This is a genomic window from Glaciihabitans arcticus (assembly GCF_004310685.1).
GTDB classification, from domain to species: Bacteria; Actinomycetota; Actinomycetes; order Actinomycetales; family Microbacteriaceae; genus Conyzicola; species Conyzicola arctica.
In genome coordinates, this window is sequence record NZ_SISG01000001.1 from 1,994,202 (window position 1) to 2,018,569 (window position 24,368).

25 protein-coding genes are annotated in these 24,368 nt (G+C 67.1%); 12 read left to right on the forward strand and 13 right to left on the reverse strand.

Features of this window, described 5'->3' with window-relative positions:
- Positions 1-61: 61 nt before the first annotated feature.
- Complete coding sequence (locus tag EYE40_RS09730; protein WP_130981754.1) at positions 62-991, reverse strand: DsbA family protein; 930 nt, start codon at positions 989-991, stop codon at positions 62-64.
- A 201-nt stretch (positions 992-1,192) separates the two neighbouring features.
- Between EYE40_RS09730 and EYE40_RS09735 the strand changes: the two genes are divergently transcribed.
- Together EYE40_RS09735 and EYE40_RS09740 are read left to right on the forward strand one after the other, a co-directional pair.
- Positions 1,193-2,290, forward strand: coding sequence for an ABC transporter ATP-binding protein (locus EYE40_RS09735; protein ID WP_130981755.1), 1,098 nt, complete (start codon positions 1,193-1,195; stop codon positions 2,288-2,290).
- 69 nt (positions 2,291-2,359) lie between these two features.
- Positions 2,360-3,637, forward strand: coding sequence for a DUF4032 domain-containing protein (locus EYE40_RS09740; RefSeq protein WP_130981756.1), 1,278 nt, complete (start codon positions 2,360-2,362; stop codon positions 3,635-3,637).
- On the opposite strand, the gene EYE40_RS09745 is transcribed toward EYE40_RS09740, so the two are convergent.
- A complete protein-coding gene (locus EYE40_RS09745) occupies positions 3,634-4,092 on the reverse strand; it encodes an Lrp/AsnC family transcriptional regulator (RefSeq protein WP_130981757.1) in 459 nt (152 codons plus the stop codon). The genes EYE40_RS09740 and EYE40_RS09745 overlap by 4 nt on opposite strands.
- Positions 4,093-4,178: 86 nt before the next feature.
- On the opposite strand from EYE40_RS09745, the gene EYE40_RS09750 reads away from it, so the two are divergent.
- Positions 4,179-5,387, forward strand: a complete 1,209-nt coding sequence (locus EYE40_RS09750; RefSeq protein ID WP_130981758.1) for a trans-sulfuration enzyme family protein — start codon at positions 4,179-4,181, stop codon at positions 5,385-5,387.
- 76 nt (positions 5,388-5,463) lie between these two features.
- Here the strand turns inward: EYE40_RS09750 and rlmB are convergent, their stop codons facing one another.
- From rlmB to EYE40_RS09770, 4 genes are read right to left on the reverse strand one after another with little or no spacing between them, the layout of a single operon-like run.
- Positions 5,464-6,480, reverse strand: coding sequence for a 23S rRNA (guanosine(2251)-2'-O)-methyltransferase RlmB (rlmB, locus tag EYE40_RS09755; RefSeq protein WP_130981759.1), 1,017 nt, complete (start codon positions 6,478-6,480; stop codon positions 5,464-5,466).
- Complete coding sequence (cysS, locus tag EYE40_RS09760; protein ID WP_130981760.1) at positions 6,477-7,892, reverse strand: cysteine--tRNA ligase; 1,416 nt, start codon at positions 7,890-7,892, stop codon at positions 6,477-6,479. Before cysS ends, rlmB begins: the two co-directional genes overlap by 4 nt.
- A 9-nt stretch (positions 7,893-7,901) precedes the next feature.
- Positions 7,902-9,098, reverse strand: coding sequence for a 2-C-methyl-D-erythritol 4-phosphate cytidylyltransferase (gene ispD, locus EYE40_RS09765; RefSeq protein WP_193554501.1), 1,197 nt, complete (start codon positions 9,096-9,098; stop codon positions 7,902-7,904).
- 9 nt (positions 9,099-9,107) lie between these two features.
- Positions 9,108-9,590 (reverse strand): CarD family transcriptional regulator, encoded by a 483-nt coding sequence (locus EYE40_RS09770; RefSeq protein ID WP_130981762.1) that lies wholly within the window; start codon positions 9,588-9,590, stop codon positions 9,108-9,110.
- Positions 9,591-9,751: 161 nt separating this feature from the next.
- Here EYE40_RS09770 and EYE40_RS09775 point away from each other — a divergent pair, with 161 nt between their 5' ends.
- Positions 9,752-10,279, forward strand: coding sequence for a hypothetical protein (locus EYE40_RS09775; RefSeq protein WP_130981763.1), 528 nt, complete (start codon positions 9,752-9,754; stop codon positions 10,277-10,279).
- A gap of 52 nt (positions 10,280-10,331) precedes the next feature.
- Here EYE40_RS09775 and EYE40_RS09780 read toward each other — a convergent pair whose 3' ends face one another.
- A complete protein-coding gene (locus EYE40_RS09780; RefSeq protein ID WP_130981764.1) occupies positions 10,332-11,012 on the reverse strand; it encodes a response regulator transcription factor in 681 nt (226 codons plus the stop codon).
- Positions 11,009-12,163 (reverse strand): sensor histidine kinase, encoded by a 1,155-nt coding sequence (locus EYE40_RS09785; RefSeq protein ID WP_130981765.1) that lies wholly within the window; start codon positions 12,161-12,163, stop codon positions 11,009-11,011. Before EYE40_RS09785 ends, EYE40_RS09780 begins: the two co-directional genes overlap by 4 nt.
- 179 nt (positions 12,164-12,342) lie before the next feature.
- Here EYE40_RS09785 and phoU point away from each other — a divergent pair, with 179 nt between their 5' ends.
- From phoU to EYE40_RS09800, 3 genes are all read left to right on the forward strand, one after another.
- The gene (gene phoU, locus EYE40_RS09790; protein ID WP_130981766.1) at positions 12,343-12,996 is read left to right on the forward strand and encodes a phosphate signaling complex protein PhoU; all 654 of its coding nucleotides are present in this window, start codon (positions 12,343-12,345) and stop codon (positions 12,994-12,996) included.
- A 74-nt stretch (positions 12,997-13,070) separates the two neighbouring features.
- The gene (locus EYE40_RS09795; RefSeq protein ID WP_130981767.1) at positions 13,071-13,277 is read left to right on the forward strand and encodes a hypothetical protein; all 207 of its coding nucleotides are present in this window, start codon (positions 13,071-13,073) and stop codon (positions 13,275-13,277) included.
- 152 nt (positions 13,278-13,429) lie between these two features.
- The gene (locus tag EYE40_RS09800; protein ID WP_130981768.1) at positions 13,430-14,761 is read left to right on the forward strand and encodes an MFS transporter; all 1,332 of its coding nucleotides are present in this window, start codon (positions 13,430-13,432) and stop codon (positions 14,759-14,761) included.
- Between the two features lie 3 nt (positions 14,762-14,764).
- On the opposite strand, the gene EYE40_RS09805 is transcribed toward EYE40_RS09800, so the two are convergent.
- Positions 14,765-15,508: a phosphoglyceromutase gene (locus EYE40_RS09805; protein ID WP_130981769.1), complete on the reverse strand. Its 744-nt coding sequence runs from the start codon at positions 15,506-15,508 to the stop codon at positions 14,765-14,767.
- A 68-nt stretch (positions 15,509-15,576) separates the two neighbouring features.
- Between EYE40_RS09805 and EYE40_RS09810 the strand changes: the two genes are divergently transcribed.
- Positions 15,577-16,365: a methyltransferase domain-containing protein gene (locus EYE40_RS09810; protein WP_130981770.1), complete on the forward strand. Its 789-nt coding sequence runs from the start codon at positions 15,577-15,579 to the stop codon at positions 16,363-16,365.
- On the opposite strand, the gene EYE40_RS09815 is transcribed toward EYE40_RS09810, so the two are convergent.
- The 4 genes from EYE40_RS09815 to EYE40_RS09830 all read right to left on the reverse strand — a co-directional run bounded on the left by EYE40_RS09815 (position 16,362) and on the right by EYE40_RS09830 (position 19,579).
- Complete coding sequence (locus EYE40_RS09815; protein WP_130981771.1) at positions 16,362-17,447, reverse strand: FUSC family protein; 1,086 nt, start codon at positions 17,445-17,447, stop codon at positions 16,362-16,364. The two genes, EYE40_RS09810 and EYE40_RS09815, sit on opposite strands and share 4 nt — an antisense overlap.
- 2 nt (positions 17,448-17,449) lie before the next feature.
- Positions 17,450-18,526, reverse strand: a complete 1,077-nt coding sequence (gene ygfZ / locus EYE40_RS09820) for a CAF17-like 4Fe-4S cluster assembly/insertion protein YgfZ (RefSeq protein ID WP_130981772.1) — start codon at positions 18,524-18,526, stop codon at positions 17,450-17,452.
- On the reverse strand, positions 18,516-19,112 hold the full coding sequence (locus tag EYE40_RS09825) for a heme-binding beta-barrel domain-containing protein (protein ID WP_130981773.1): 597 nt from the start codon (positions 19,110-19,112) through the stop codon (positions 18,516-18,518). The genes ygfZ and EYE40_RS09825 overlap by 11 nt, the downstream gene beginning before the upstream one ends.
- A gap of 173 nt (positions 19,113-19,285) precedes the next feature.
- Positions 19,286-19,579, reverse strand: coding sequence for a hypothetical protein (locus EYE40_RS09830; RefSeq protein ID WP_130981774.1), 294 nt, complete (start codon positions 19,577-19,579; stop codon positions 19,286-19,288).
- 65 nt (positions 19,580-19,644) lie between these two features.
- Here EYE40_RS09830 and EYE40_RS09835 point away from each other — a divergent pair, with 65 nt between their 5' ends.
- The 4 genes from EYE40_RS09835 to EYE40_RS09850 are packed head-to-tail and all read left to right on the forward strand — an operon-like array spanning position 19,645 to position 24,199.
- Positions 19,645-20,340: a response regulator transcription factor gene (locus tag EYE40_RS09835; protein ID WP_130981775.1), complete on the forward strand. Its 696-nt coding sequence runs from the start codon at positions 19,645-19,647 to the stop codon at positions 20,338-20,340.
- Positions 20,306-21,049: a phosphotransferase gene (locus EYE40_RS09840; RefSeq protein WP_130981776.1), complete on the forward strand. Its 744-nt coding sequence runs from the start codon at positions 20,306-20,308 to the stop codon at positions 21,047-21,049. Before EYE40_RS09835 ends, EYE40_RS09840 begins: the two co-directional genes overlap by 35 nt.
- 34 nt (positions 21,050-21,083) lie before the next feature.
- Complete coding sequence (locus EYE40_RS09845; protein ID WP_130981777.1) at positions 21,084-23,264, forward strand: RNA degradosome polyphosphate kinase; 2,181 nt, start codon at positions 21,084-21,086, stop codon at positions 23,262-23,264.
- Positions 23,261-24,199 carry an NUDIX hydrolase gene (locus EYE40_RS09850; protein WP_130981778.1) on the forward strand — a complete coding sequence of 313 codons (939 nt, stop codon included), beginning with the start codon at positions 23,261-23,263 and terminating at the stop codon, positions 24,197-24,199. Before EYE40_RS09845 ends, EYE40_RS09850 begins: the two co-directional genes overlap by 4 nt.
- Positions 24,200-24,368: the final 169 nt, after the last annotated feature.

Sequence of the window (24,368 nt, forward strand, 5' to 3'; positions counted from 1 at the left end):
CCGAACCTGAGGGTTGACGACCGAACAGGCGCCCTCGGCGCGACCGTGGATCTGCCGTAGCCTACTCCTTGACGGTCGGCGTGGGGGTCGGGGTCGGCGTCGACGTCGAGTTCTCGTTGAAGCTCGTGTTCGCCATCTGCAGCACGAACGCGGAGAACGCCTCGGCGTCATTCAGGGGTCCGGTGTATTTAACACCGTTCACGATCGCCGTCGGGGTGCCCTCGATGAAGTCGATGTTCGCCCCGGGGATCGGGCCGTTGCGGTGGCGCGTGCGCGCGTCGGCGACCCAGCTCGAGAAGGTCTGGCCCTGGATGCAGCTGGCGACCTTCTTCTCGTTCTTGACCCCGGCATCCTTCGTCAGCTTGATCAGTTGCTCGTCGGTCAGGCCGGGGGTTCCCTCATCGGGGCGGTCGTCGTACAACACCTGGTGGAAGGCGAAGTACTGGTCGGGCGATTCGTCGGCAACACAGGCCGCGGCGTTCGCCGAGCGTGTGGCGTACTTGGTGCCCTGCGAGACGCTGTCGGTGATCGCGTACGGGAAGATCTCGACGGTGGCAGCACCCGACTCGACCCAGGCCGAGATCTGCTCGCCGTTGGCCTTCTCGAACGCACCGCAGACGGGGCAGAAGTAATCGATGTAGAGCTGGATGGAGATGACTTCGGATGTCTCGTCCCGCTCGTTCGGCTCGGGGGTCTGTCCGGGCTGCAGACCTGCGGTCGGCTTGGCGACGAAGTCCTCGCCGATGAGGATCCCATCGCTCAGCATGTTTCGGGGACCGGGGCTCGCGGGCTTGTTGATCGTGACCATGAGCACGATGGCGACCGCTGCGACGACGGCGACCAGAGCGATGAGAACGCCGCCCTGGATGAACAGCCGGGTGCGCTTGTCCTTCTTGCGCTGTGAGTCGCGCAGTGCCTTCGCCTTTTCGCGTGCGGCCTCGCGGCGCTCGTTCTTGCTCAGGCTGTCACGGCCTGGAATGCCGTAGGTCATGGAACCTCACTGGAAAGTCGTTTCGGGTGTCGGCGCGAATCGAGACAGCGCCTCAGTAAGAGTACGAGGGCAGTCTGGGAGACTCCTACACTGCCGCTGAACAAGACTAGGTGACATAATGACCGTGGCGGTTTACCGCCGCCATTCCATTCACTACGGATCGTCCGGCACGTACCTGCCGGTGAAGGAGCATTAATAGTCATGGCATCAGTCACTTTTGACAAGGCAACCCGTCTCTACCCGGGTTCCACCCGCCCCGCAGTCGACGCCCTCGACCTGCAGGTCGCAGACGGCGAATTCCTCGTCCTCGTCGGCCCCTCCGGTTGTGGCAAGTCCACCTCCCTGCGTATGCTCGCCGGCCTCGAAGAGGTCAACGAGGGCAACATCCTGATCGGCGACCGCAACGTCACCGACGTTCCCCCGAAGGACCGTGACATCGCCATGGTCTTCCAGAACTACGCGCTGTACCCGCACATGACGGTCGCCGAGAACATGGGCTTCGCGCTCAAGATCGCCGGCATCAACAAGGACGAGCGCGCCACCCGCGTGCTCGAGGCTGCCAAGCTGCTCGACCTGGAGCCTTACCTCGGCCGCAAGCCGAAGGCGCTCTCCGGTGGCCAGCGCCAGCGCGTTGCCATGGGTCGCGCGATCGTTCGCCAGCCCCAGGTCTTCCTCATGGACGAGCCGCTCTCCAACCTCGACGCCAAGCTGCGCGTGCAGACGCGTACGCAGATCGCATCGCTGCAGCGTCGTCTCGGTGTCACCACCGTCTACGTCACCCACGACCAGACCGAGGCGCTCACCATGGGTGACCGCATCGCCGTGCTCAAGGATGGCGTGCTGCAGCAGGTCGGAACGCCCCGCGACCTGTACGAGGCACCGCAGAACGTGTTCGTCGCCGGCTTCATCGGCAGCCCGGCCATGAACCTGTTCGACGCTGACGTCGTCGACGGTGGCCTCAAGTTCGGCACCGCCACCGCGGCCGTCGACCGCGAGACCCTCGGCGGCGCATCGAGCAGCAAGGTCACCATCGGAATCCGCCCCGAAGACGTCAAGGTCTCGACCACCGGCGAGGGCCTCCCCGTCGACGTCGACCTCGTCGAAGAACTCGGCGCCGACGGTTACCTCTACGGCCACACCGACATCGACGGCAACCGCGTCGACATCGTCGCCCGCGTCGACGGCCGCGCGCACCCGAACGCCGGCGACAAGGTCTTCATCCTCCCGGAGCCGAACCACGTGCACGTGTTCGACACCGAGTCGGGCCTGCGCCTGACCAAGAAGGCCATCTCCGCCTAATTCACGCTGTACCGGAGTGGGCGGCGCATTTCGCGCCGCCCACTCTCGCGTTAACGAAAGAATGATTGCATGAGCGGCTCACTGAACATCACGGCGGCGACGGTCGACCCCAACCTTCTCGACCTGCCGTGGAACCTGCCCCTCGAGGTCTGGCCCGACGAGGTCATCGCGGCGCTGCCCAAGGGCATCTCGCGCCACCTCGTGCGCTTCGTGAACCTCAGCGGCTATGTCGTCGCCATCAAGGAGACCTCCGCCGAGCTCGCCAAGCGCGAGTACGACCTCCTGCGCACTCTTCAGCGGCTCGACATCCCCTGCGTCGACCCGGTCGCGGTCATCACGAACAGGACGGCCGATGACGCCGAGGCGCTCGAGTCCGTGCTGGTCACGCGTCACCTCAAGTTCTCCCTGCCGTATCGCGCGCTCTTCTCCCAGGCCCTTCGCCCCGACACCGCGACCCGTCTCGTCGACGCCCTCGCCGTGCTTCTCGTGCGCCTGCACATCGCCGGCTTCTTCTGGGGCGACGTCTCGCTCTCCAACACTCTGTTCCGCCGCGACGCGGGATCCTTCGCCGCCTACCTCGTCGACGCGGAGACCGGCCAGCTCTACGACGGCCTCTCGAACGGACAGCGCGAGAACGACCTCGAGATCGCCCGCGTCAACATCGCCGGCGAGCTGCTCGACCTGCAGTCCGGCGGGCGCTTCGCCGAAGACGTCGACTCCGTGGCCATCGCCGACGGCATCGTCGCCCAGTACCGCATGCTCTGGAAGGAGCTCACCGGCTCCGAGCAGTTCGACCAGAGCGAGCGCTGGCGCATCAACGAGCGGGTCATGCGCCTCAACTCGCTCGGCTTCGACATCGAGGAACTCGCCATCAAGACCGACGAAACAGGCACCAAGGTGCGCATCCAACCGAAGGTGGTGGATGCCGGTCACCACTCGCGTCGCCTGCTCCGCCTCACCGGCCTCGACGCGCAGGAGAACCAGGCTCGCCGCCTGCTGAACGACCTCGACTCCTACATCGCCACGTTTGACAAGAAGAGCCTCGATGAAGAGGTGGTGGCCCACGAGTGGGTTGCCCGCGTGTTCGAGCCGGTGAGCCGGGCCATCCCGAACGAACTGAAGGGCAAGCTCGAGCCGGCCGAGGTGTTCCACCAGTTGCTCGACCACCGCTGGTACATGTCGCAGAACGAGAAACGGGATGTGCCCCTCGCCGAGGCCGTGAGCAGCTACGTCGAGAACGTGCTGCGCCACCGCCGCGACGAGCGAACCGTCATCGATCCGGCGACCGGTGCGATCACCACGCAGAACGAGATCGTCGACGAAGAGGACTGGCGCACAAAGGTCTAAGCCAGCAGGTGGCCGAGGCCCTCCCCCGGCACGTGCTCGAAGATGATGTTGGTCTCGGTGTGCGCGACGGCGGGATGCGCCGCCAGGTAGCGCAGCACGAAGTCGCGCAGGTCGGGTGCGTTGCGGGCCGCGACGTGCAGTAGGTAGTCGTCGGCACCGCCCATGTGGAACAGCGCGAGTACTCCGGGCCAGCCCACGGCTGTGCGGCGGAACGCCTCGGCGTCCTCGCGCACCAGCCGACCGAGCCGCACGGCGATGAGGGCCTGGATGGTGGAGCCGATCGCGGCGACGTCGAGGTCGGCGTGGTAGCCGCGGATGTAGCCGGCCTCGGTGAGGCGTTTGAGTCGCAGCGAGACCGTCGACTCGGCGATCCCGATCGAGGCGGCGAGCGCGGAGCCCGAGATCCGGGCGTTCGCGACGACCGCCTTGAGCAAAGCCTTATCAATCTCATCCATACGCAGATTCTACGATTTCAGCATTGATTTCGATACTTTCTTGAAGATCAATTGAGCTCGGTCGCGGATTCTGGTTCGGTAGCCCCATGATCAACGACGCCCGCATCGAAACCCGAGCCGTGCATGCCGGAATGAAGGGGCTGCGCGCAGCCGGGCTTCATGTGCCGCCGATCGACTTCTCGGCGACGAGTCCGCTCGGTGGCGTCGAGTCGGGCGGCGACTCCTACGAGAACCTGGCGATGGGCGGCGACCTCGTGCCCGGCGATTCCGCCGTGTACCAGCGGCTCTGGCAGCCGGGCGTTGCGCGGTTCGAAGACGCGATGTCCGAGCTGGAGGGCTCAGAGGGGTCCGTCGCGTTCTCCACCGGCATGGCCGCGCTGACCGCGTGCCTGCTCGCCTCGGTCACGGCGGGCAAGCCGCACGTCGTCGCGCTGCGTCCGCTGTACGGCGGTTCCGACCACGTGCTCGCCACGGGGCTCATGGGCACCTCGGTGACCTGGGTGACGGCCGAACAGGTGGCATCCGCTATTCGAGACGACACCGGGCTCGTCATTCTCGAGTCGCCCGCGAACCCGACGCTCGAACTGACCGACATCCGTGCTGTGGTGGATGCCGCGGGCTCCGTGCCCGTGCTGGTCGACAACACTTTCGCGACTCCCGTGCTGCAGCGCCCACTCGAGCTGGGCGCGGCCATCTCGCTGCACAGCGCGACCAAGTACCTCGGAGGCCACGGTGACGTGATGGGCGGGGTTGTGGCGACGAACGCGGAATGGGTGGTGCGCCTTCGACAGGTGCGCGCGCTGACCGGCGGGCTGTTGCATCCCATGGCCGCCTATCTCCTGCACCGCGGGCTGCGCACCCTGCCACTTCGGGTTCGGGCGCAACAGGCGACGGCGGGGCTGCTCGCCTCACGCCTTGTCGGCCACCCGGCGATCGCGCGCGTGCTCTACCCGGGGCTGCCCGGGCAGGATCCGTCGGGGCTCATCGGACGCCAGACGGAGGGGGCGGGCTCGCTCATCGCCCTCGACCTGGGTGGATACGAGGCCGCTGCCCGGTTCACCGAAGCATGCTCGCTCATCACGCACGCGGTCTCGCTCGGCGGCATCGACTCGCTCGTGCAGCACCCCGCGTCGCTCACCCACCGGCCGGTTGAGGCGTCGGCGCGGCCCGGTGCCGGCATCGTGCGGCTCTCGATCGGGCTCGAGCACGTGGATGACCTCTACGAGGACCTGCTCGACGCCCTCGAGGCGGCCAGCCCGGTGGCTCTCGACGCACGCGAGCTCGTCGCGCCGTAACGAGAAAGAGCCGGTTTCGGCGGTTCGAGTCCGCCATGGCGAGCTCATTCCGCCGAAACCGGCTCAGACGTGAAAACTACTTCTTCGCGGCCCGCAGTGTCGCGATCTGGTACAGCGTCACCGAGGCGGCGATGCCAGCGTTGAGCGACTCCGTCGAGGCGTTGATCGGGATCGACACGATCGCGTCGCAGTTCTCGGTGACGAGGCGCGACAGCCCCTTGCCCTCGCTGCCGACGACGATGAGCACGGGGCGCTTCGCGAGCTGGATCTCGGGCAGCGAGACGTCCCCGCCGCCGTCGAGGCCGAGCACGAAGACGCCGGCATCCTTGTAGGCCTTGATCGTCTGGTTCAGGTTCGAGGCCATGGCGACGGGCGTGCGGGCCGCGGCACCGGCCGAGGTCTTCCACGCCGATGCGGTGAGTCCGACCGAGCGACGCTGCGGAACGATGACACCCTGGCCACCGAACGCGGCGACCGAGCGGATGATCGCACCGAGGTTGCGCGGGTCGGTGATGCCGTCGAGGGCCACCAGCAGCGGAACCTTGCCCTGCGAGATGACCTTCTCGAGCAGCTCCATCGGGTGCGCGTACTCGTACGGCGGAACCTTGAGAGCGAGGCCCTGGTGCACCGAGTCGAATCCGGCGAGGCGGTCGAGCTCGGGGCGCATCACTTCGAGAATCGGGATGCCACGGCTCGTCGCGAGCTTCATGACCTCCTTCACGCGGTCGTCGTACTCGATGCGCGTCGCCACGTAGAGGGTGGTCGCCGGGATCTTGGCGCGCAGGGCCTCGAGCACCGAGTTGCGGCCGGTCACGACCTCGACCTCGTCGCTCGACTTCGCCTTGCGCTGCTGCTGGCGCGGGGGCAGGGGTGCGCCGTCGGGCTGGCCGACCTTGCGGCGTCCGCCCGATGCCTCGAAACGGTCGGCCGCAGCCTTGCGCTTGCCTGCCGGGTGGTATGGGCGGTCGACGGCCTTCGGCGTGGGCTTCTTGCCCTCGAGCGCCTGGCGACCCTGGCCGCCGGAACCTACCTGCGGGCCTTTGCGTCCCTTGCGCACTGCGCCGGCGCGTGGCTTGTTGCCTGGATTCTTCACGAGTTGATACTCCAATGTGCCCCGGTGGGGGTGTCTTCGACCGTAATGCCTGCGGCCGCTAGTTCGTCACGAATTCGGTCGGCTGCAGCGAAATCGCGTTCCGCCCGCGCCGTCGCCCGGTCTTCGATGAGTTTTTCGACGAGCGCGCCGAGCGCGCGTTCCGCCGAGTCTGAGCCGGCAGGGCGCCACTCGGGCGCATCCGGATTGATACCGAGAATCTCGGTCATGGCGAGCACTTCACCGCGGATGCTGGCCGCGGCTCCCAGATCTTCATTGTCGAGCGCCGCGTTGCCCGCGCGCACCCGGTCGTGCAGCACGGCGATCGCCTGCGGCACGGCAAGGTCGTCATCCATCGCTTCGCCGAATTCGTTCGGGATGACCTGCGCACCCTCGGCCAGGAAACGTGTTCCCTCGAGGCGGCGGGCCGCCCGGTCGAGGAAGGTCTCGATGCGCTCCAGTGCTGCCTCTGCCTCGACCAGCGCGCCGTCGTGGTAGTCGATGGTGGAGCGGTAGTGAGCGGAGCCCAGGTAGTAACGCACCACGAGCGGGCGGGCGAGGTCGAGGAACTCGGCAGCGTAGATGGAGTTGCCGAGCGACTTCGACATCTTCTGGCCGTTGACGTTCACGAGTCCGTTGTGCACCCAGTAGTTGGCGAAACCGTCACCCGCAGCACTGGACTGGGCGAGCTCGTTCTCGTGGTGCGGGAAGCGCAGGTCCAGTCCGCCGCCGTGGATGTCGAAGTGCGGGCCGAGGTAGCGCGAGCTCATGGCCGAGCACTCGATGTGCCAGCCGGGTCGCCCATCGCCCCACGGGGATTCCCACTTTGCCGAGACCGGCTCGGTCGACTTGTAACCCTTCCAGAGCGCGAAGTCCTGCGGGGCGCGTTTGCCGCGCGGGTCGGCGTCTCCCGCTGCGACCATGTCGGCGGGCTTCTGGTTGGTGAGCTCGCCGTAGCTGGGCCAGGAGGCCGTGTCGAAGTAGACGTCGCCGGAACCGTCTTCGGCCTGGTACGCGTGACCGCGGTCGATGAGGCGCTGGATGATGTCCTGCATCTGGGTCACGCTCGCCGTCGCGCGCGGCTCGTAGGTCGGCGGCAGGATGCCGAGGCGCCGGTAACTGTCGCTGAACTCGAGCTCATAGCGGTAGGCGAGAGCCCACCACTCCTCCGAGTCGGAAGCGTTGGCCAGAATCTTGTCGTCGATGTCGGTGACGTTGCGCACGAGGGTCACGGTGAGCCCGCGGTAGGTCAACCAGCGACGCCAGAGGTCGTAGACGAGAGCGGAGCGCAGGTGCCCGATGTGCGGGCTCGACTGCACCGTGGGACCACAGACGTACAGGCCCACCTGGCCGGGCACGAGGGGTGCGAAGTCGGCGATGGCCTGCGTTCTGGTGTCATAGAGCCGAACAGTCACCGGGCAAGTTTACGGTTTATACACCAGTGCTGTCGCTACGGCGCTGATACCCTCACCGCGCCCGGTGAATCCGAGCCCATCGGTGGTGGTCGCGGACACGCTCACCGGAGCACCGAGCACCTCGCTGAGGTGCGCCTCCATCTCGGCGCGACGGGGGGCGACCTTGGGGCGGTTGCCGACCAGCTGAACCGAGACGTTGCCGATCTCGAATCCCGCGGCGCGCACCAGCTCGACCGTTGCGGTGAGGAACACGTCGCCATGGGCGTTCTCGAAGCGCGGGTCGTCGGTGCCGAACGTTGCGCCGATGTCGCCGAGCCCGGCAGCGGAGAGCAGCGAATCGCAGACCGCGTGCGCGAGGGCGTCGCCGTCGCTGTGTCCGGCGAGACCGGGCTCCCCGGGCCAGTGCAGGCCGCCCAGCCAGAGCGGGGCATCCGCGTCGAAGGAGTGCACGTCGATGCCGACACCCGTGCGCCAGCTCGGCGCCGCCGGTGACGCTGCCACAAGCGATTCCGCGCGCGCCAGGTCCCACGGGGTGGTGATCTTGAATGCGAGGGGGTCGCCGTCGATCACGGTCACCGCGAGTCCAGCCGCTGCGACGAGCGCCGCGTCATCCGTGAAATCATCGCTCGCAGTCTTGTAGGCGTCGACCAGTGCCGCACGCGGAAAGCCCTGAGGCGTCTGCACGGCGACCAGGGGTGCACGGTCGACGGTGCGTTCGACCGAGCCCATCCAGTCGACCTGTTTGATCGTGTCAGCCACCGGCAGGCCCGGGATGACGCCATTGCCACTCGACCGCACCCCGGCGATGACCGCCTCGATAAGAGTCGGCGGCGTGAGCGATCGTGCCGAATCGTGCACGAGCACGATCTCGATGCCGTCGCCCAGCACGGCGAGCCCCGCGGCCACGGACTGCTGCCGGGTGTCCCCGCCGCTCACCACGGTGAGAGAAGAGGATGCCGCCCCCGCCGCCCGCGCGACGATCGTGTTCGCCTGCTCGAGTCGCTCGGCCGGTGCCACGACGACGATTTGCGCGGGCTCGGCGATGGACAGGGCGGAGCGCAGCGCGCGCTCCAGGATCGTGCGCCCCGCGACGTCGACGAAGGCCTTGGGCTCCGTCGCGCCGAGCCGGGTTCCACTGCCTGCGGCGACGATGATGATCGCCACCGAAAGGACGGACGGGGATGGGGTTGTGCTTCCGAGTGTCACCGAGTGCGCTTAGGACGCGAGCACTTCGTCGAGGAGGCTGGCTGCCTTCTCCTCGTCGGTCTTCTCGGCGAGCGCGAGCTCTGAGGTGAGGATCTGGCGGGCCTTGGCGAGCATGCGCTTCTCTCCGGCGGACAGGCCGCGGTCCTGGTCGCGGCGCCAGAGATCGCGAACCACCTCGGAGACCTTGATCACGTCTCCCGAAGCGAGCTTCTCGAGGTTGGCCTTGTAGCGGCGGCTCCAGTTGGTGGGTTCTTCGGTGAACGGCGCGCGCAGCACATCGAAGACGCGGTCCAGGCCGTCCTGTCCGATTACGTCGCGCACACCGACGAGGTCGACATTCTCTGCGGGAACTTCGATGACGAGGTCCCCCTGGGTGACGTTGAGCTTGAGGTACAGCTTCTCTTCGCCCTTGATCATCCGCGTCTTCACTTCGGTGATTGTTGCTGCACCGTGGTGGGGATAAACGACCGTCTCGCCGACCTCAAACAACATGAATGCGGGTCCTTTCGAAGGAACCCAGTTTATCACAGGGCCCTCACGGCAGCCCGGGTCGGCTGCCCAGCCGTCCTGCCGTCTCAGGCTAGAATCGGGAGCAGGCTCCAGCGGTTTCGACCGCCTATTCGTGGCCGTTCTCTTACTTTCTGGAGGCTCCAGTGATTGCACGCCGTGCAGCAGCCCTGTCCATCGCCGCGGCCCTGATGCTCGGAACGAGCGGATGCACGTTCTTCGCAACGCAGGCGACGCTGATCGAGTACGCCCCGAGCGACGGCGTGCAGGGAACGGTCGGCGACGTCAAGGTGCTCAACCTCCTCGGCATCTCCGAGGACGGCACGTCGGTGTCCCTCCTTGGCAACTTCGTCAATAACAGCGACGAGAACATCAACGTGAAGCTGCAGTACGCGACGGCGGACGGCAAGAAGACCACGGTGACCATCGGCATCGCGGCCGGCACCACGGTTCACCTCGGTGGCGACGGCGACGAGCAGCTCGTGCTGCGCGACGTGGACACCACGCTCGGCGGCCTGTACGACGTCTACCTGCAGTACGGCAGCGAAGAGGGCCTGTCGCTCAAGGTGCCGATCCTCGAGCCCACCTTCGAGTACAGCGACCTCGCGCCCGGCGAGATGCCGACGCCCGAGCCGACCGGCACCCCGATCCCGACCGAGACGCCGGCGCCGTAGCGCCGTCAGGCCCGGCCGACGCCGAAGCGCCTACGGCTCGAAGCGCCTACGCCTACGCCTCGAAGCGGTAGCCGAGGCCGCGCACCGTCACGAGCATCGTCGGCTCCGACGGAACCGACTCGATACGCGAGCGGATGCGCTTGATGTGCACGTCGAGGGTCTTGGTGTCGCCGAAGTAGTCGGAGCCCCAGACGCGGTCGATCAGCTGGCCGCGCGTGAGCACACGTCCCGCGTTGCGCAGCAGGAACTCGAGAAGCTCGAACTCCTTGAGCGGCATCGCGGTGATCTCACCGTCGACGGTGACCGAGTGCTTCTCGACGTCCATGCGCACGCTTCCGGCCTCGAGGATCGACTCGTCGTCGCCCTCCGGCTCGAAGCGACGACGCAGCACGGCGCGGATGCGGGCGAGGAGCTCGCGGGTCGAGTACGGCTTCGTGACGTAGTCGTCGGCGCCGAGCTCGAGCCCCACAACGACATCCACTTCGCTGTCCTTGGCCGTCAGCATGATGATCGGCACACTCGACCGCGTGCGGATCTCACGGCACACCTCGGTGCCCGGCAGCCCGGGAAGCATGAGGTCGAGCAGCACCAGGTCGGCACCGTTCTTGTCGAACTCAGCGACGGCGGTGAGGCCGTCCGCGGCAATCGTGGTCTCGTAGCCCTCCCGACCGAGCAAGTAGGCAAGAGGCTCGCTCAGCGAGGCCTCGTCTTCGACGATGAGAATGCGGGTCACTGTTCTTCTCCCAGACTGGCTGCGCTTGCGGAGGAGGCCTCCGGCAGGCGGATGGTGAACGTCGAGCCGCTTCCCGGCTGCGACCAAACACGAACGTCGCCGCCGTGATTCTGCACGACGTGCTTGACGATGCTCAGGCCGAGCCCCGAACCGCCGGTGTGGCGGCTGCGCGCGGGGTCGATCCGATAGAAACGCTCGAAGACGCGGTCCAGATCCTCTTCGGGGATGCCGACCCCCTGGTCGGTGACCGCGATCTCGACGATGCCGTCTTCGTGGCTCACGCCGACGCCGACGCGTGACCCCTTCGCCGAGTACTGGATCGCGTTGGCGACGAGGTTGTGCAGCGCGACGGCGAGCAGCGGTTCGTCGCCGTAGACCTCGGCGCCCGCGTCCCCGCCGCTCACGAGGTTGACGCGGCGCGAATCGGCGGCAACCCGGTTCTGGTCGATGGCTATCGCGACGACGTGGTCGATATCGACGAGGTCGGGCTTGGTGAGCACGTCGGCTGCCTGCAGGCGCGACAGCTCGATGATCTCGCGCGTGATGCGGGTAAGCCGCTCCGACTCCTTGGTGAGACGCTTCGCGAATTTGCGCACCTGCACGGCGTCATCGGAGGCCTCGGCCATTGCCTCGGCGAGCAGGCTCACCGCGCCGATCGGGGTCTTGAGTTCGTGGCTGATGTTGGCGACGAAGTCGCGGCGCACCTCGTCGAGCCGATACGACTCGGTGCGGTCCTCGGCGAGTACGAGCACGTACCGCGCGCCCAGTCGGGCCACCCGCACAAAGAGGTAGATGTTGGCATCACCGAAGGGACCGCGCGCGAGGTGCAGCTCCTCGACGATGGTCTTGCCCTTGCGGCGCACCTTGTCGACGAGCTTGATGAGTTCGGGATGAACCAGCGATCCGTTGTACACAAGGCCGAAAGCGAGCGCTCCGGGGCTGGCCTTGATGACGTTGTTCGAGGGGTCGAGCACCACGCCCGCCGACTCGAGGGCGTCGAGCACCTGGTCGATTCCGTCCGGGACACTCGAGCTGACGACATCCACCGCACGCTGTCCACGACGAGCCGCCACAACGGTAATGATGACGGTACCGGCGCCGACGAAGAGGCCAAAGGCCAGCGACAGCGGCACCAGCCAAGTGGAGTCCATAGCGACTAGATTAGTTTCAACTTGAGAGACGGCCTCACTGCCGAGGGTAAACAGCCGCGTCACGTTGCGGACTGTTCAGGTGCCCAACACCCTTTGTTAACCTCGGCGGGGCAGTGTGAACCCGGACTGCAGAGGCAACCACGCGGAATCAGATCCGCAGAAAATATAAGGATTCGAACATGCGCGAAGTGTTTCAGCAGGAACTGGCCGAGGTGCAGGAGCGCCTCGTAGAGATTGCAACTCTCGTCGCTGTATCCATCCAGAACGCCACCCAGGCCTTCAACGAGTCGAACGTCTCGCTCGCCGAGACCGTCATCGCCGACGACGACAAGATCGACCTCGCGGCCCTCGAGCTCGACGAGCTCGCCATCAACATCCTCGCCCGCCAGCAGCCGGTCGCCCGCGACCTGCGCATCGTCGTCTCGGCCCTGCGCATCAGCGCGTCCCTCGAGCGCATGGGCGACATGTCGGAGCACATCGCGCAGCTCGCGCGCTACCGCTTCCCCGACAAGGTCGTTCCGAAGAGCCTCCGCGGAACCTTCCAGGAGCTGGGCGCGCTCGACGTCGCCATCGCCAACAAGCTGGTCGAACTGCTCAAGACGGAGGACGTGCGCCTCGCCGAGGAGATCCGCAACGACGACGACCGCATCGACGAACTGCACCTCAGCGTCTTCGACAAGGTGCTCGGCGAGACCTGGAAGGGTGCGGCGATCGACACCGTCGACTCGACCCTCGCCTCGCGCTACCACGAGCGCTTCGCCGACCACGCGGTCTCGATCGCCAAGAAGGTGCAGTACCTCGCGACCGGTGACTGGGTAGTCGCCCCCTCCTAAGCTCCACACTCGCTGAACCGCCTTGAATTCGGAGCGATACAGGCGTTGGCTGGGCAGGGACGAAAGGAAATCCCATGTCCGATCCCCAGGCTCCCGGTTTCACCCCCAGCCCCGACGAGGCCCCCTCGATAGCGCCGGCGCACGAGGACCCCACTCCCCCGGACGCTCCGACGCCCGTCGACCCCGTCCCTGAAGAACTGGGCGGCGCGTCGGCCGTCGAGGCGAACGATGAACTCACCGAGGGTGGGGTCGAGCGATCGGTTGACCCCGGTGTGAGCTGACCCTCCCGGCTCCAATCTCCTGAGAAACGCAGCCGCTCCGCGGGAGATGCGGCGGACTGAGCAGTTCCGCAGGATTTTCGGGAAGACGTCCGACGAGATCTCCTGCGGAGCTGTACGAGCCTGACCGCCGCGCGCGTAGGCTGGATCACCGCATGAGTACTCCACCCACCGAGCCCGTCGTCGTCCCCCGCCGCAGCCACTTCGTCGACCTGACCCCGTTCCGCGAGAGTCCCGCATTCTTCCGACTGTGGCTCGGCACGAACATCGCCAACATCGGCGGGCAGATGACCGTCGTCGCGGTCGGTCTGCACGTGTTCCAGCTCACCAGCTCGACCTCGGCCGTGGCCCTCGTCGGCGTGGTCGGACTTCTGCCGATGATCCTCGCCGGCATCTATGGCGGCCTCCTGGCCGACAGCTTCGACCGACGCATCGTTGCACTCATTGCCGAGACCGCTGCCTGGCTCTCGGTCATCGGTCTCGCGACGCTCGCCTGGCTGCACGTCGACACCCTTTGGATGTACTACGCCCTCACCACGATCAACGCCGTCGCGACGACCATCGTCGGCACCACCCGTTCGGCGATCGTGCCGCGACTCATCGATGCGCGCCTGCTGCCCGCGGCTTCCGCACTCAACGGCATCGGATTCGGCGCCGCGATCGCCCTCGGCCCGGCCCTCGCGGGGGCGCTCGTCTCCACCGTCGGCGTGCAGTGGACGTACACCGTCGACGCAGTCCTCTTCCTCGCCGCCTTCGTGGGGCTGATCACCCTCCCCGCAATCCTTCCGGAGGGCGGCACTCAGCGCCCCGGCTTCTCGGCCGTGCTGCAGGGCTTCACGTTCCTGAGGCGCGCGCCGAACATCCGGTCGTCGTTCCTCATCGACATCGTCGCCATGACGTTCGGGATGCCCCGGGTCATCTTCCCGGCGGTCGGCGCCCTGGTCATCGGCGGCGGCGCGATCACGGTAGCCGTGCTGACGGCGTCGTTCGCAGTCGGTGCGTTTTTGAGCTCGGTCTTCTCTGGGCGCCTCGGCCAGGTGCGCTGGCACGGACGCGCCATCCGGAATGCGGTCGTCGCCTACGGCGGGTTCATGGCGCTGTTCGGTCTTGTACTGCTGCCGCTCGGCTCCTCCGCGTCAGGATCGATCACCGACTCTTTCGCATCCGCGAACCTGCCCGCGTTGATCTTCGCTTCCCTCGCCCTCGCCGGCGCGGGCGGTGCGGACAACATCAGTGCGGTATTCCGCACCTCGATGCTGCAGTCGGCTGTTCCGGATGCGATGCGCGGACGCATGCAGGGCGTCTTTATCGTCGTCGTCACGGGCGGCCCGCGCGTCGGTGACGCCTGGGTCGGACTCATCGCCGCGACGACCCTGCTCTGGCTGCCCTCGCTGCTCGGAGGGCTCGTGATCATGAGCCTCGTGCTGCTGATCGTCGCCGTGAACCGTTCGTTCCGCGAGTACGACGCGCTAAACCCTCTTCCCTAGGGGTTACTTTTTACCCTGCGCGGCGACCGCAGCCGCGCCCGCTGCCGCAGCCTCGGGGTCGAGGTACACGGCCGGCTTGGTCGGCACGAAGTTGTCGTCGAGCTCGTAGACGAGCGGGATTCCGGTGGGGACGTTGAGTTCAGCAATGGCGTCATCCGAAATGCCGTCAAGGTGCTTGATGAGGGCGCGCAGCGAGTTGCCGTGCGCGGTCACGAGCACGGTGTCGCCGTTCTTCAGCGACGGGATGATGTCGCTCTCCCAATAGGGAAGCATGCGGTCGATAACGATCTTGAGGCTCTCGGTGCGGGGGATCTCGCCGTCGATGCCCGCGTAGCGCTCGTCGTGCACCTGGCTGTACTCGGCGTCGTCCTCGAGCTCGGGCGGCGGCACGTCGAAGCTGCGACGCCAGGTCATGAACTTCTCCTCGCCGTAGGTGGCGAGGGTCTCCGCCTTGTCGAGGCCCTGCAGCGAGCCGTAGTGGCGCTCGTTGAGGCGCCAGGAGCGCTTGACCGGGATCCACAGGCGGTCGGCGGTCTCGAGCGCGAGGTTCGCGGTCTGGATCGCGCGGGTCAGCACGCTCGTATAGAGGATCGTCGGCTTGAGGCCCGACGCCGCGAGCAGCTCGCCCGCACGCTTCGCCTCGGTGACGCCCTGGTCGCTGAGACGCACGTCCACCCATCCGGTGAAGAGGTTCTTCTGGTTCCAGTCGGAGTTGCCATGGCGGAGGAGGATCAGCGTGTACGTCATGCAAATAGTTTAGGCCTCGGCTCCGCTCGGCCCGATCTCGACTGCGCTCGATCACCGATACTTGATCCATGCCCATCGGCGAGATCACCCGTGGAACCACCGGCACCAACCGGTTGCGTCGCGTCGACCGCTGGATCGCGGCATCCCCCGCGCTCAGGCGAGCCGACGACCCGCTCGTGGTGGATCTCGGCTACGGGGCATCCGCCACCACCAGCCTCGAACTGTTCGACCGCCTCGCGAAGGTGCGCCCCGACGTCGAAGTGGTGGGTATCGAGATCGACCCGGCGCGTGTCGCCCTCGCCTCACGCAGTGCCAAGCCGGGAGTCAGTTTTCGGCTGGGCGGGTTCGAGGTTCCGTTGGCGAACGGGCGGAAGGCAGCCGTCATCCGGGCCCTGAACGTGCTGCGGCAGTACGACGAGTCGCAGGTGCTCGACAATTGGCACCGCATGGTCGACCGCCTGCAGCCCGGCGGCCTGCTCGTCGAGGGGACCTGCAGCGAAGTCGGCCGCGTCGCCAGCTGGGTGGATGTCACGTCCGCCGGCCCCGCGAGCCTGACCATCGCCCTGCACCTCGCCAGCGTGGAGAAGCCGTCCATCGTCGCGGAGCGGCTGCCGAAGGTGCTCATCCACCGCAACGTGCCCGGCGAACCGGTGCACGAGTTGATGCTCGCGCTCGACCGGGCGTGGCAGGTGCACGCGCCACTCGGCGTCTACGGCCCGTCGCAGCGCTGGATCGCCACGGTCGAGACCCTGAAGGCTTCGGGATGGCCCGTGCTCTCCTCCCGCGCTCGCTCGCGCCTCGGCGAGCTCACCGTCGCGTGGGATGCGGTCGCGCCGCGAGGGTTCGCCTGGAGTTAGACCCGCGGCAGCATCGCCCGCGCCTCATCCAGCGTGAGTCCGGCGGCGACCAGCAGATCCACGACAAGCGGCCGCAGCAGGTGTACAACGATCGTGTCCGTCATGTCCGCACCGGGGAGGCAGACGTCGGGATCCAGCTCACGGGCGAGATCGGTGAGCACATCCCGGGAGTGCGGCAGCCCGGCGAGCCCCTCCCCGACGCGGCGCACCAGCGACGCGAGCTCGGGGCGGGGAACGCCATCCCGAACCAGGAAATCGATGCGTCGGGTGATCACCCTTAGATGGCGGGCGGCGAGGTCGAGCCCCGTGTTCACGCGCTCCTGCTGGCGCAGCGCGGGCAGGTGCCGTCGCAGGAACGGGGAGATGCGACTCACGGCGATCGCCGTCTCGAGCGAGGCCCCCGACTCGTCGATGACCGCCTGGGTGCGACGTAGGCGCTCCAGCGCCAGAGAGGCGGCCGGTTCGTCCGCCCGCTCGAGAGCCGTCACGACCGTGGCGAGCGACTCATTCAGAATCGAGTGCAGGGTGCGGCTGTCGGCGAGGGCGATGCGACGGGGATCCCGCGGGATCAGCGCCGTCACCACGAGCGCCATCACCCCGCCGATCAGCCCGTCGAGGCTGCGCACGAACACGCCCCCGTCGGGCGCCGGCAGCAGCATCACGAGCATCGACTGCACGCCCGCGGCGACAGCGAACGCATTGCTCGGCGACACGAGTCGCGCAACGAGCAGGGTCGCGAGCAGCACGAGCGAGGTCTGCCAGATGCCCTGGCCGACGACGAGCAGCAGCACCTCGGCCAGTGCGATGCCGACGAGGATGCCGATCACCGACTCCAGCACCCGGCGCGGACGGGCATCCCGGGCAAAGCCCAGCGCCGAGATCGTCACCGTCACCGCAACGAGCGGCACCGCGTGGCCCAGACCGTAGTGGGCGACGGCATAGGCGGCGGTAGCGGCCACGACGATCTGCAGGGCGGCAGGAGCCGAAGCCCAGGCGCGGCGAAGCGCGACCCGCGCATCGAGACGGCGGCGGATGTTGCGCTCGAGTTTCCGCAGCCGCGCGGCCTGCGTGCCCTCGGCCATGATCAGCGGGTGCGGGGAACTGCGCCGAGGCGGGGCAGGCGGGGAATGTCGGCCTCGGCGCCGGCATCCGTGGGAACGATGGTCTCCTGCGCCGCGGAGATGCGGATGCCGTCCGTGGAGACGGCGAGCGGGGCGGCGGGGTCGACCGAGCGCTTCACCACGGCAAGCGCGATCGGCCCCAACTCGTAGTGCAGGGCGGCACTCGTCACGTGCCCGACGTCCTTCTCGGGCGTCGCGACGATGTCACCCGCGACGGGCAGCACACCGTCGGAGCCGTCGAGGTGCAGCAGTACAAGCCGACGCGGAGGGTGACCGAGGTTGTGCACCTTGGCGACCGTCTCCTGGCCGCGGTAGCAGCCCTTCGACAGGTGCACAGCGGAGCGCAGCCAGTCCAGTTCGTGCGGGATCGTCTTCTCGTCCACCTCGGTCGCGAAGCGCGGACGCCACGCGGCGATGCGCAGCGCTTCGAGGGCGAGCAGGCCGGCGACGGGAAGCGCGGCGGCCTCGGCCAAACGGGAACGCTCGATGAGCATCTCACTGTAGGTCCAGTCGGCGGCAGGGTGCGCGGCGGTGAGGGCGTACTGGTGCCCTCCGGCGACGACGGCCGCCCACGGGTCGCGCCAGACGAGAGGCACACCGTGCGAGACGGCGGGTGCTAGCGCCGGAGTCCCGAGTGATCCGATGGTCGCGAACTCCGCAGACCGGTCGGCGATCTCGACCTGCTTCATGAACCTCATGCGCGTGAGCCAGGTGAGCAACGGTTCGGCCTCTTCGGCGTCGACCAGGAGCCACGCGGCATCCCCGTCATCGAGCAGGCGCACGGCGAACTCGACGTGACCGTTCGGGTCGAGCTGCAGGGTCTCGCTCGACTCACCGGCCGCGAGGCGTGCGACCGACTGCGAGGTCAGCGAGTCAAGCCAGCTCAGGCGGTCGGGACCGGTGAGGCTGATGACGGCGCGGTGCGACAGGTCGACGACCGCGGTGCCTGCAGCGAGAGCCTTCTGCTCGCCGAGCGGGTTGCCGTAATGCTGCGGCGGGGAACCGACGGCTCCGGGGAGGGTCTCGAATTCATTCGACACGGGAGAGGGTTCCTGACGAGTGGGTGCGGAGGTCCTGACCGAGGGCCGCGATGTCCCAGGCCCAGAGCAGCTTTCCCTCGACGAGGCCGTACAGCCGGGTGGCTGCCGTGTACTCCTTGGCGGTCGCGGTGCGCATAACCGCATCGGTCGCGAGGTCGATGCGCGGACCCTTGACCTGGCCGAGGTAGAGCTCACTGACACCGCGCGGGTGGACGATCGAGACCTCGATGTCGAAACCGCCCGCCGCGTTGCGCAGCGTCTCGACGGATTCGGCGGTGTTGTACGGCCGCGGGCCGACGCCAGGCAACATGCCGGGGCCCTGGTCGCCGTCCTCGGCGGGACGGGCGAGACGCCAGTAGCCGCTCTCGGTCGCATGCGGGGTGAGTTCTTCATCGAGCGACCACGTGTACGAGGTGTAGTTGAGGTACGGAAGACCGTCGTGCGAAAAGCTCAGGCGGTGGCCGAACTCGCGTTCGACGATCTCATCCCCCACCTTGTAGTGGACGACGCCGGTTCCCTCCCACAGTCCGATGAGCCAGGACAGGGGCACCAGCTCAGAGGGCAGGTGGGCGGGAAGATCAATCATTGTCGGCTGCGCCGGGGTGCGCTCAGCGCTGGCCGCGGAAGAGGTTGTAGAGCACCACGACCGACGTGTACGCGATCGCCAGGCTCGCCAGGATGAGCAGTCCGGTGAAGAAGAGTTCCAGGGCGAGAATCATGACTCCAGCCTAACCGCTCGAACCGCTCGCCGCCGGGCAATCAGTGGGGAAGAAAGACGAGAAACGCGGTCGCGACCGCGAGGATGAGCAGCGAGCCCACGATGCTGGCAACCACCCGCGATACGAAACCCTCCGAGCGCTGGATGAGCAGCTGCACCACGAAGGTGAGGATGACGAGAATCGCGAACACGATCCCGAGCCAGTCGAGATACCCGCCGGCGCCCGCGAAGAAGCCGTTCGCGTGCGAGGTGCGATCGGCGAGAGTGGCCACCAGAATGGCGCCGATGATGGCGAGGATCCACACCGGGATCACGCTGGCGAGCTTGAGGGTCACGGGCCAATGTTACCGGGGGCGTACGTGACACTCGGTAGACTGTCAGAACGCACTTTGGAGGACCCGTGGCGCAGCTGCTCATCCTGACCTCTGCGGGTGACAGCGAAGTCCTTCCCGCATTGGGGCTACTCAGCCATAAAACGAGGCAGATTCCCGCCGAGCCGGCATCGCTCATCACCGCGCCCGCGTGCGACCTCATCTTCGTCGACGCGCGATTCGACCTCGCGAGCGCCAAGTCGCTGTGCAAGATCCTGCATACCACCGGTGTCACCGTGCCGATCATCCTGGTACTCACCGAGGGCGGCCTGACCGCTGTCAGTGCCGATTGGGGTGTGGATGACGTTCTCCTCGAGAACGCCGGCCCCGCTGAAGCAGACGCCCGCATCCGGCTCGCGATCGGCCGCCAGGCGCAGGACAAGTCCAGCAGCAAGATCCACGCCTCGGGCGTCGTCATCGACGAGGCCAGCTATTCGGCGAAGGTTCACGGCAAGCCGCTCGACCTGACCTTCAAGGAATTCGAGCTCCTGCGCTTCCTCGCCACCCACCCGTCGCGCGTCTTCACCCGCGAACAGCTGCTCAGCGAGGTCTGGGGCTACGACTACTTCGGCGGCACCCGCACGGTCGACGTGCACGTGCGCCGCCTGCGCGCGAAGCTCGGCGACCTCGAGTCGCTCATCGGCACGGTGCGCAACGTCGGATACCGCTTCAACGTGTACGAAGACGAGAATGAGCGATTTCCCGCTCCCGTCAGCGCTCCCTGACACGCCCCTCATCGGCGGCAACTCCACCCCGGTGACCCGGCGTGGCGATACCGTCCTCCGCGGGTCCGGCCCGTGGACGCCCACGATCCACCGACTGCTCGAACATGTGCGCGACCGCGGCATCGACTGGGTTCCCGAGCCGCGCGGCTCGGAGGGCGAACAGGAGATTCTCGGCTTCCTCCCCGGGGACGTACCGAACTATCCGCTGCCCGAGCACGTCTGGTCCGAGCAGACCCTCGACACCTCCGCGTGGATGCTCCGCAACTTCCACGACGCCACCGTCGACTTTGACCGCACCGACGCCGTCTGGCGCCAGCCGAGCCACGAGCCCGCCGAGGTCATCTGCCACAACGACTTCGCGCCGTACAACTTCGCTTTCGAGGGCGAGAGGATGACCGGGGTCATCGACTGGGACATGGCGAGCCCCGGCGCCCGCGCGTGGGACCTCGCCTACCTGGCCTACCGGCTTGTGCCGCTCAGCTCCGAGCCGGGCGGGCCACGAGCGGAAGCGGACGCCCGACTCGACCGGCTCCTCGAGCAGTACGGGGCCGAGTTCGACCGGGAGCACCTGCTCGCGCAGGTCGTGCTGCGCCTCGAGGATCTGGCCGCGTGGACGCTGGCACATCCCGAGCACAATGCAGACGCGGCCGCGCATGCCGAGCTGTACCTGCGCGACGCGGGGCTGATCCGCCAAACCCTGCCGCGTTAATCGCTCGTTCACCGATCGGTGGCAGGATTGGCGAATGGACAGTGACAACCTTCTCGGCGGCGGCTCGGACTCGACGGACACCCTCGACGAGTACGACCTCGATGAGTCGTCGAGCATCGATGACGGCACGCTGCCCCTCGACCGCTTCCTCGACCGCGAGCTGAGCTGGCTCGCCTTCAACCAGCGGGTGCTCGAACTGGCCGAGGACCCCGCGACGCCGCTGCTCGAACGTGCCAACTTCCTCGCCATCTTCGCGAGCAACCTCGACGAGTTCTTCATGGTGCGCGTCGCCGGCCTCAAGCGCCGCATCGAGACCGGGCTCGCCGTGCCGACCAACGTCGGAACTCCTCCCGGCGAGGTGCTCGCCCTCGTGAGCGCCAAGGCGCACGAGTTGCAGAACCGTCATGCCGCGGCCTTCCGCGACCTCGTGAAGCCCGATCTCGACGAGGCGAATATCCACATCGAGACGTGGGCAGACCTCGAGGAGAGCGACCGCTCGCGCGTCGACGAGATCTTCTCGAACCAGATCTTCCCCGTGCTCATGCCGCTCGCCGTCGACCCGGCGCACCCGTTCCCCTACATCTCCGGACTCTCGCTCAACCTGTCGATCCGGGTGCGTAATCCCAAGACCAGCAAGGTCGAGTTCGCCCGCCTCAAGGTGCCGACCGTGCTGCCTCGTTTTGTGCAGCTTCCGAATGACGGATCGGGCCGACTCCGGTTCATCCCGATCGAAGACCTGATCTCGAACCACCTCGAAGAGCTCTTTCCCGGGATGGAGATCCTCGAGCACCACGAGTTCCGCGTCACCCGCAACGAGGACCTCGACGTCGAGGAGGACGAGTCGGAGAACCTGATCCAGGCGCTCGAGAAGCAGCTGCTGAGCCGCCGGTTCGGCCCGCCCATCCGCCTCGAGATCACGGACGACATGGACCAGGTCACCCTCGGGCTGCTCATGAGCGAACTCGACATCACCGAGCAGGAGGTCTACCGCCTCCCCGCCCCGCTCGACATGGGTGGACTGTTCCAGCTCACCCGCATCGACCGCCCCGGTCTCAGCTACCCCAAGCACGTGCCCACCACGAGCGTGAACCTGCTGCCGGTCGAGCCGAACACGCCGCCGAACATCTTCGACTCGATCTCGCGCCAGGACATCCTGCTGCACCACCCTTACGAATCGTTCTCGACGAGCGTGCAGACCTTCCTCGAGCAGGCCGCCGCCGACCCGAACGTACTCGCCATCAAGCAGACCCTGTACCGCACGAGCGGAGACAGCCCCATTGTCGAGGCCCTCATCGCCGCCGCACAGGCTGGCAAGGCCGTGCTCGCGCTCGTCGAGATCAAGGCGCGCTTCGACGAAACCGCCAACATCTCCTGGGCGCGCAAGCTCGAGAAGGCCGGCGTGCACGTCGTCTACGGACTCGTCGGACTCAAGACGCACTGCAAGCTCGCCCTCGTGGTGCGCCAGGAGCGCGGTGTACTGAAGCACTACAGCCACATCGGCACCGGCAACTACAACCCCAAGACGAGCCGCATCTACGAAGACCTCGGGCTGCTCACCGCGAGCGACACCGTCGGCAAGGACCTCACCCGCCTGTTCAACGAGCTCTCGGGCTACGCGATCGAGAAGAAGTTCAAGCGGCTGCTGGTCGCCCCCCTCCACCTGCGCAAAGGACTGCTCAAGCGCATCAACCAGGAGACGGAGAATGCGAGGGCCGGACTCGAGTCGGGCATCCGCATCAAACTGAACTCGATTGTGGATGAGGCCATCATCGACGCGCTCTACCGGGCGAGCAACGCGGGCGTTCCGATCGACCTCGTGGTGCGCGGCATCTGCGCCATCAAGCCGGGGCAGCCGGGCCTGAGCGAGAACATCCGCGTGCGGTCGATCCTCGGTCGTTATCTCGAGCACGCGCGCGTCTTCTCCTTCGTCAACGCGGGCGACCCGCAGACCTTCATCGGCAGCGCCGACATGATGCATCGCAACCTCGACCGTCGCGTCGAGGCCCTCGTGCGGCTCACCGCGCCCGAGCAGCTCGCGCACATCGACAGCCTGTTCGAGCTCGCGCTCTCCGACGAGACCTCCTCCTGGTGGCTCGACGAATCGGGTGAATGGACACGGCACTCCGTCGCGGAGTCCGGCGAGCCGCTGCAGGACATGCAGAATGTGCTTATGAAGCGCATCTCGCAGCGAAAGCGTCAGGGCAACAACCGGTGACTCTGGGCACGCAGCCCGTGCTCGCGGCCGGCGCCGTGTGCTGGCGACTCGTCGACGGCAAGGCGAGAATTCTGCTCGTGCATCGAGCGGGCCACGCGGACGTCTCGCTGCCTAAGGGCAAACTCGACCCGGGCGAGACACTCCCGCAGACCGCCGTGCGCGAGATCCTCGAGGAAACGGGCCTGGGCGTGAGTCTTGGCGCCCCGCTCGGAACCGTCGAGTACACGCTGCCGAGCGGTCGCGAGAAGATCGTCTACTACTGGTCGTGCGAGGTCGACGATCACGCCCTGCAGCTCGCGAAGTTCACCCCGAACAGCGAGATCGCCGCACTCGAGTGGGCGACCCTCGGCAAGGCGCGCAAGAAACTGACCTACGCGCACGACATCGACGTGATCGATCGTTTCGCCGAGCGCCTCAAGGCCGGTCGCGCGCGCACCTTCGCGATCGTCGCGCTGCGCCACGGCAAGACGGTCTCCCCGTCGAGCTGGGATGGCCCGGACGCCACCCGCCCCCTGCTGCAGCGCGGCACCGAGCAGGCGCAGTCCCTGGCCACGGGGCTCGCCGCGTTCGCGCCCGAGAAGCTCGTGAGCAGCACAGCCGTGCGCTGCCTGTCCACCATCGCCCCGCTCGCCGGCCATACCGGGCTGGGCGTCATTGCGACCGATGAGATCAGCCAGGACGCCTTCGAGAGCGGCACGTCTGCTGTCGGCACAGTGGTCGGAAAGCGCATCCGCAAGCAGAAGACGACGGTGCTCTGCAGTCACGGACCGGTGCTTCCCGAGATCATCGCCGAAATCGCGAAACAGACCAATACGCTCTGGGATCGCGACCTCGAGCACTCCACGATGCTCGATACCGGCGGCTACACGGTGCTGCACATCTCGCGGGAGAACCCGTCATCAAGCGGCATAGTGGCAATCGAGACCCACGGGTAGCCAAAACCCCAGCAGTTGGGGCCTCGTTTACCTGCCGTTCACCTTTCGGGACGACGCTGGTTAACCCGCGGACGTAGCGTGCTTTCTGGGTCGGCACCGGCCCACATCCTGAAATCACATTCGAAGGGTTCCCCAACGTGAACACGGCTTCATCGAAGTTCGGGCGTTT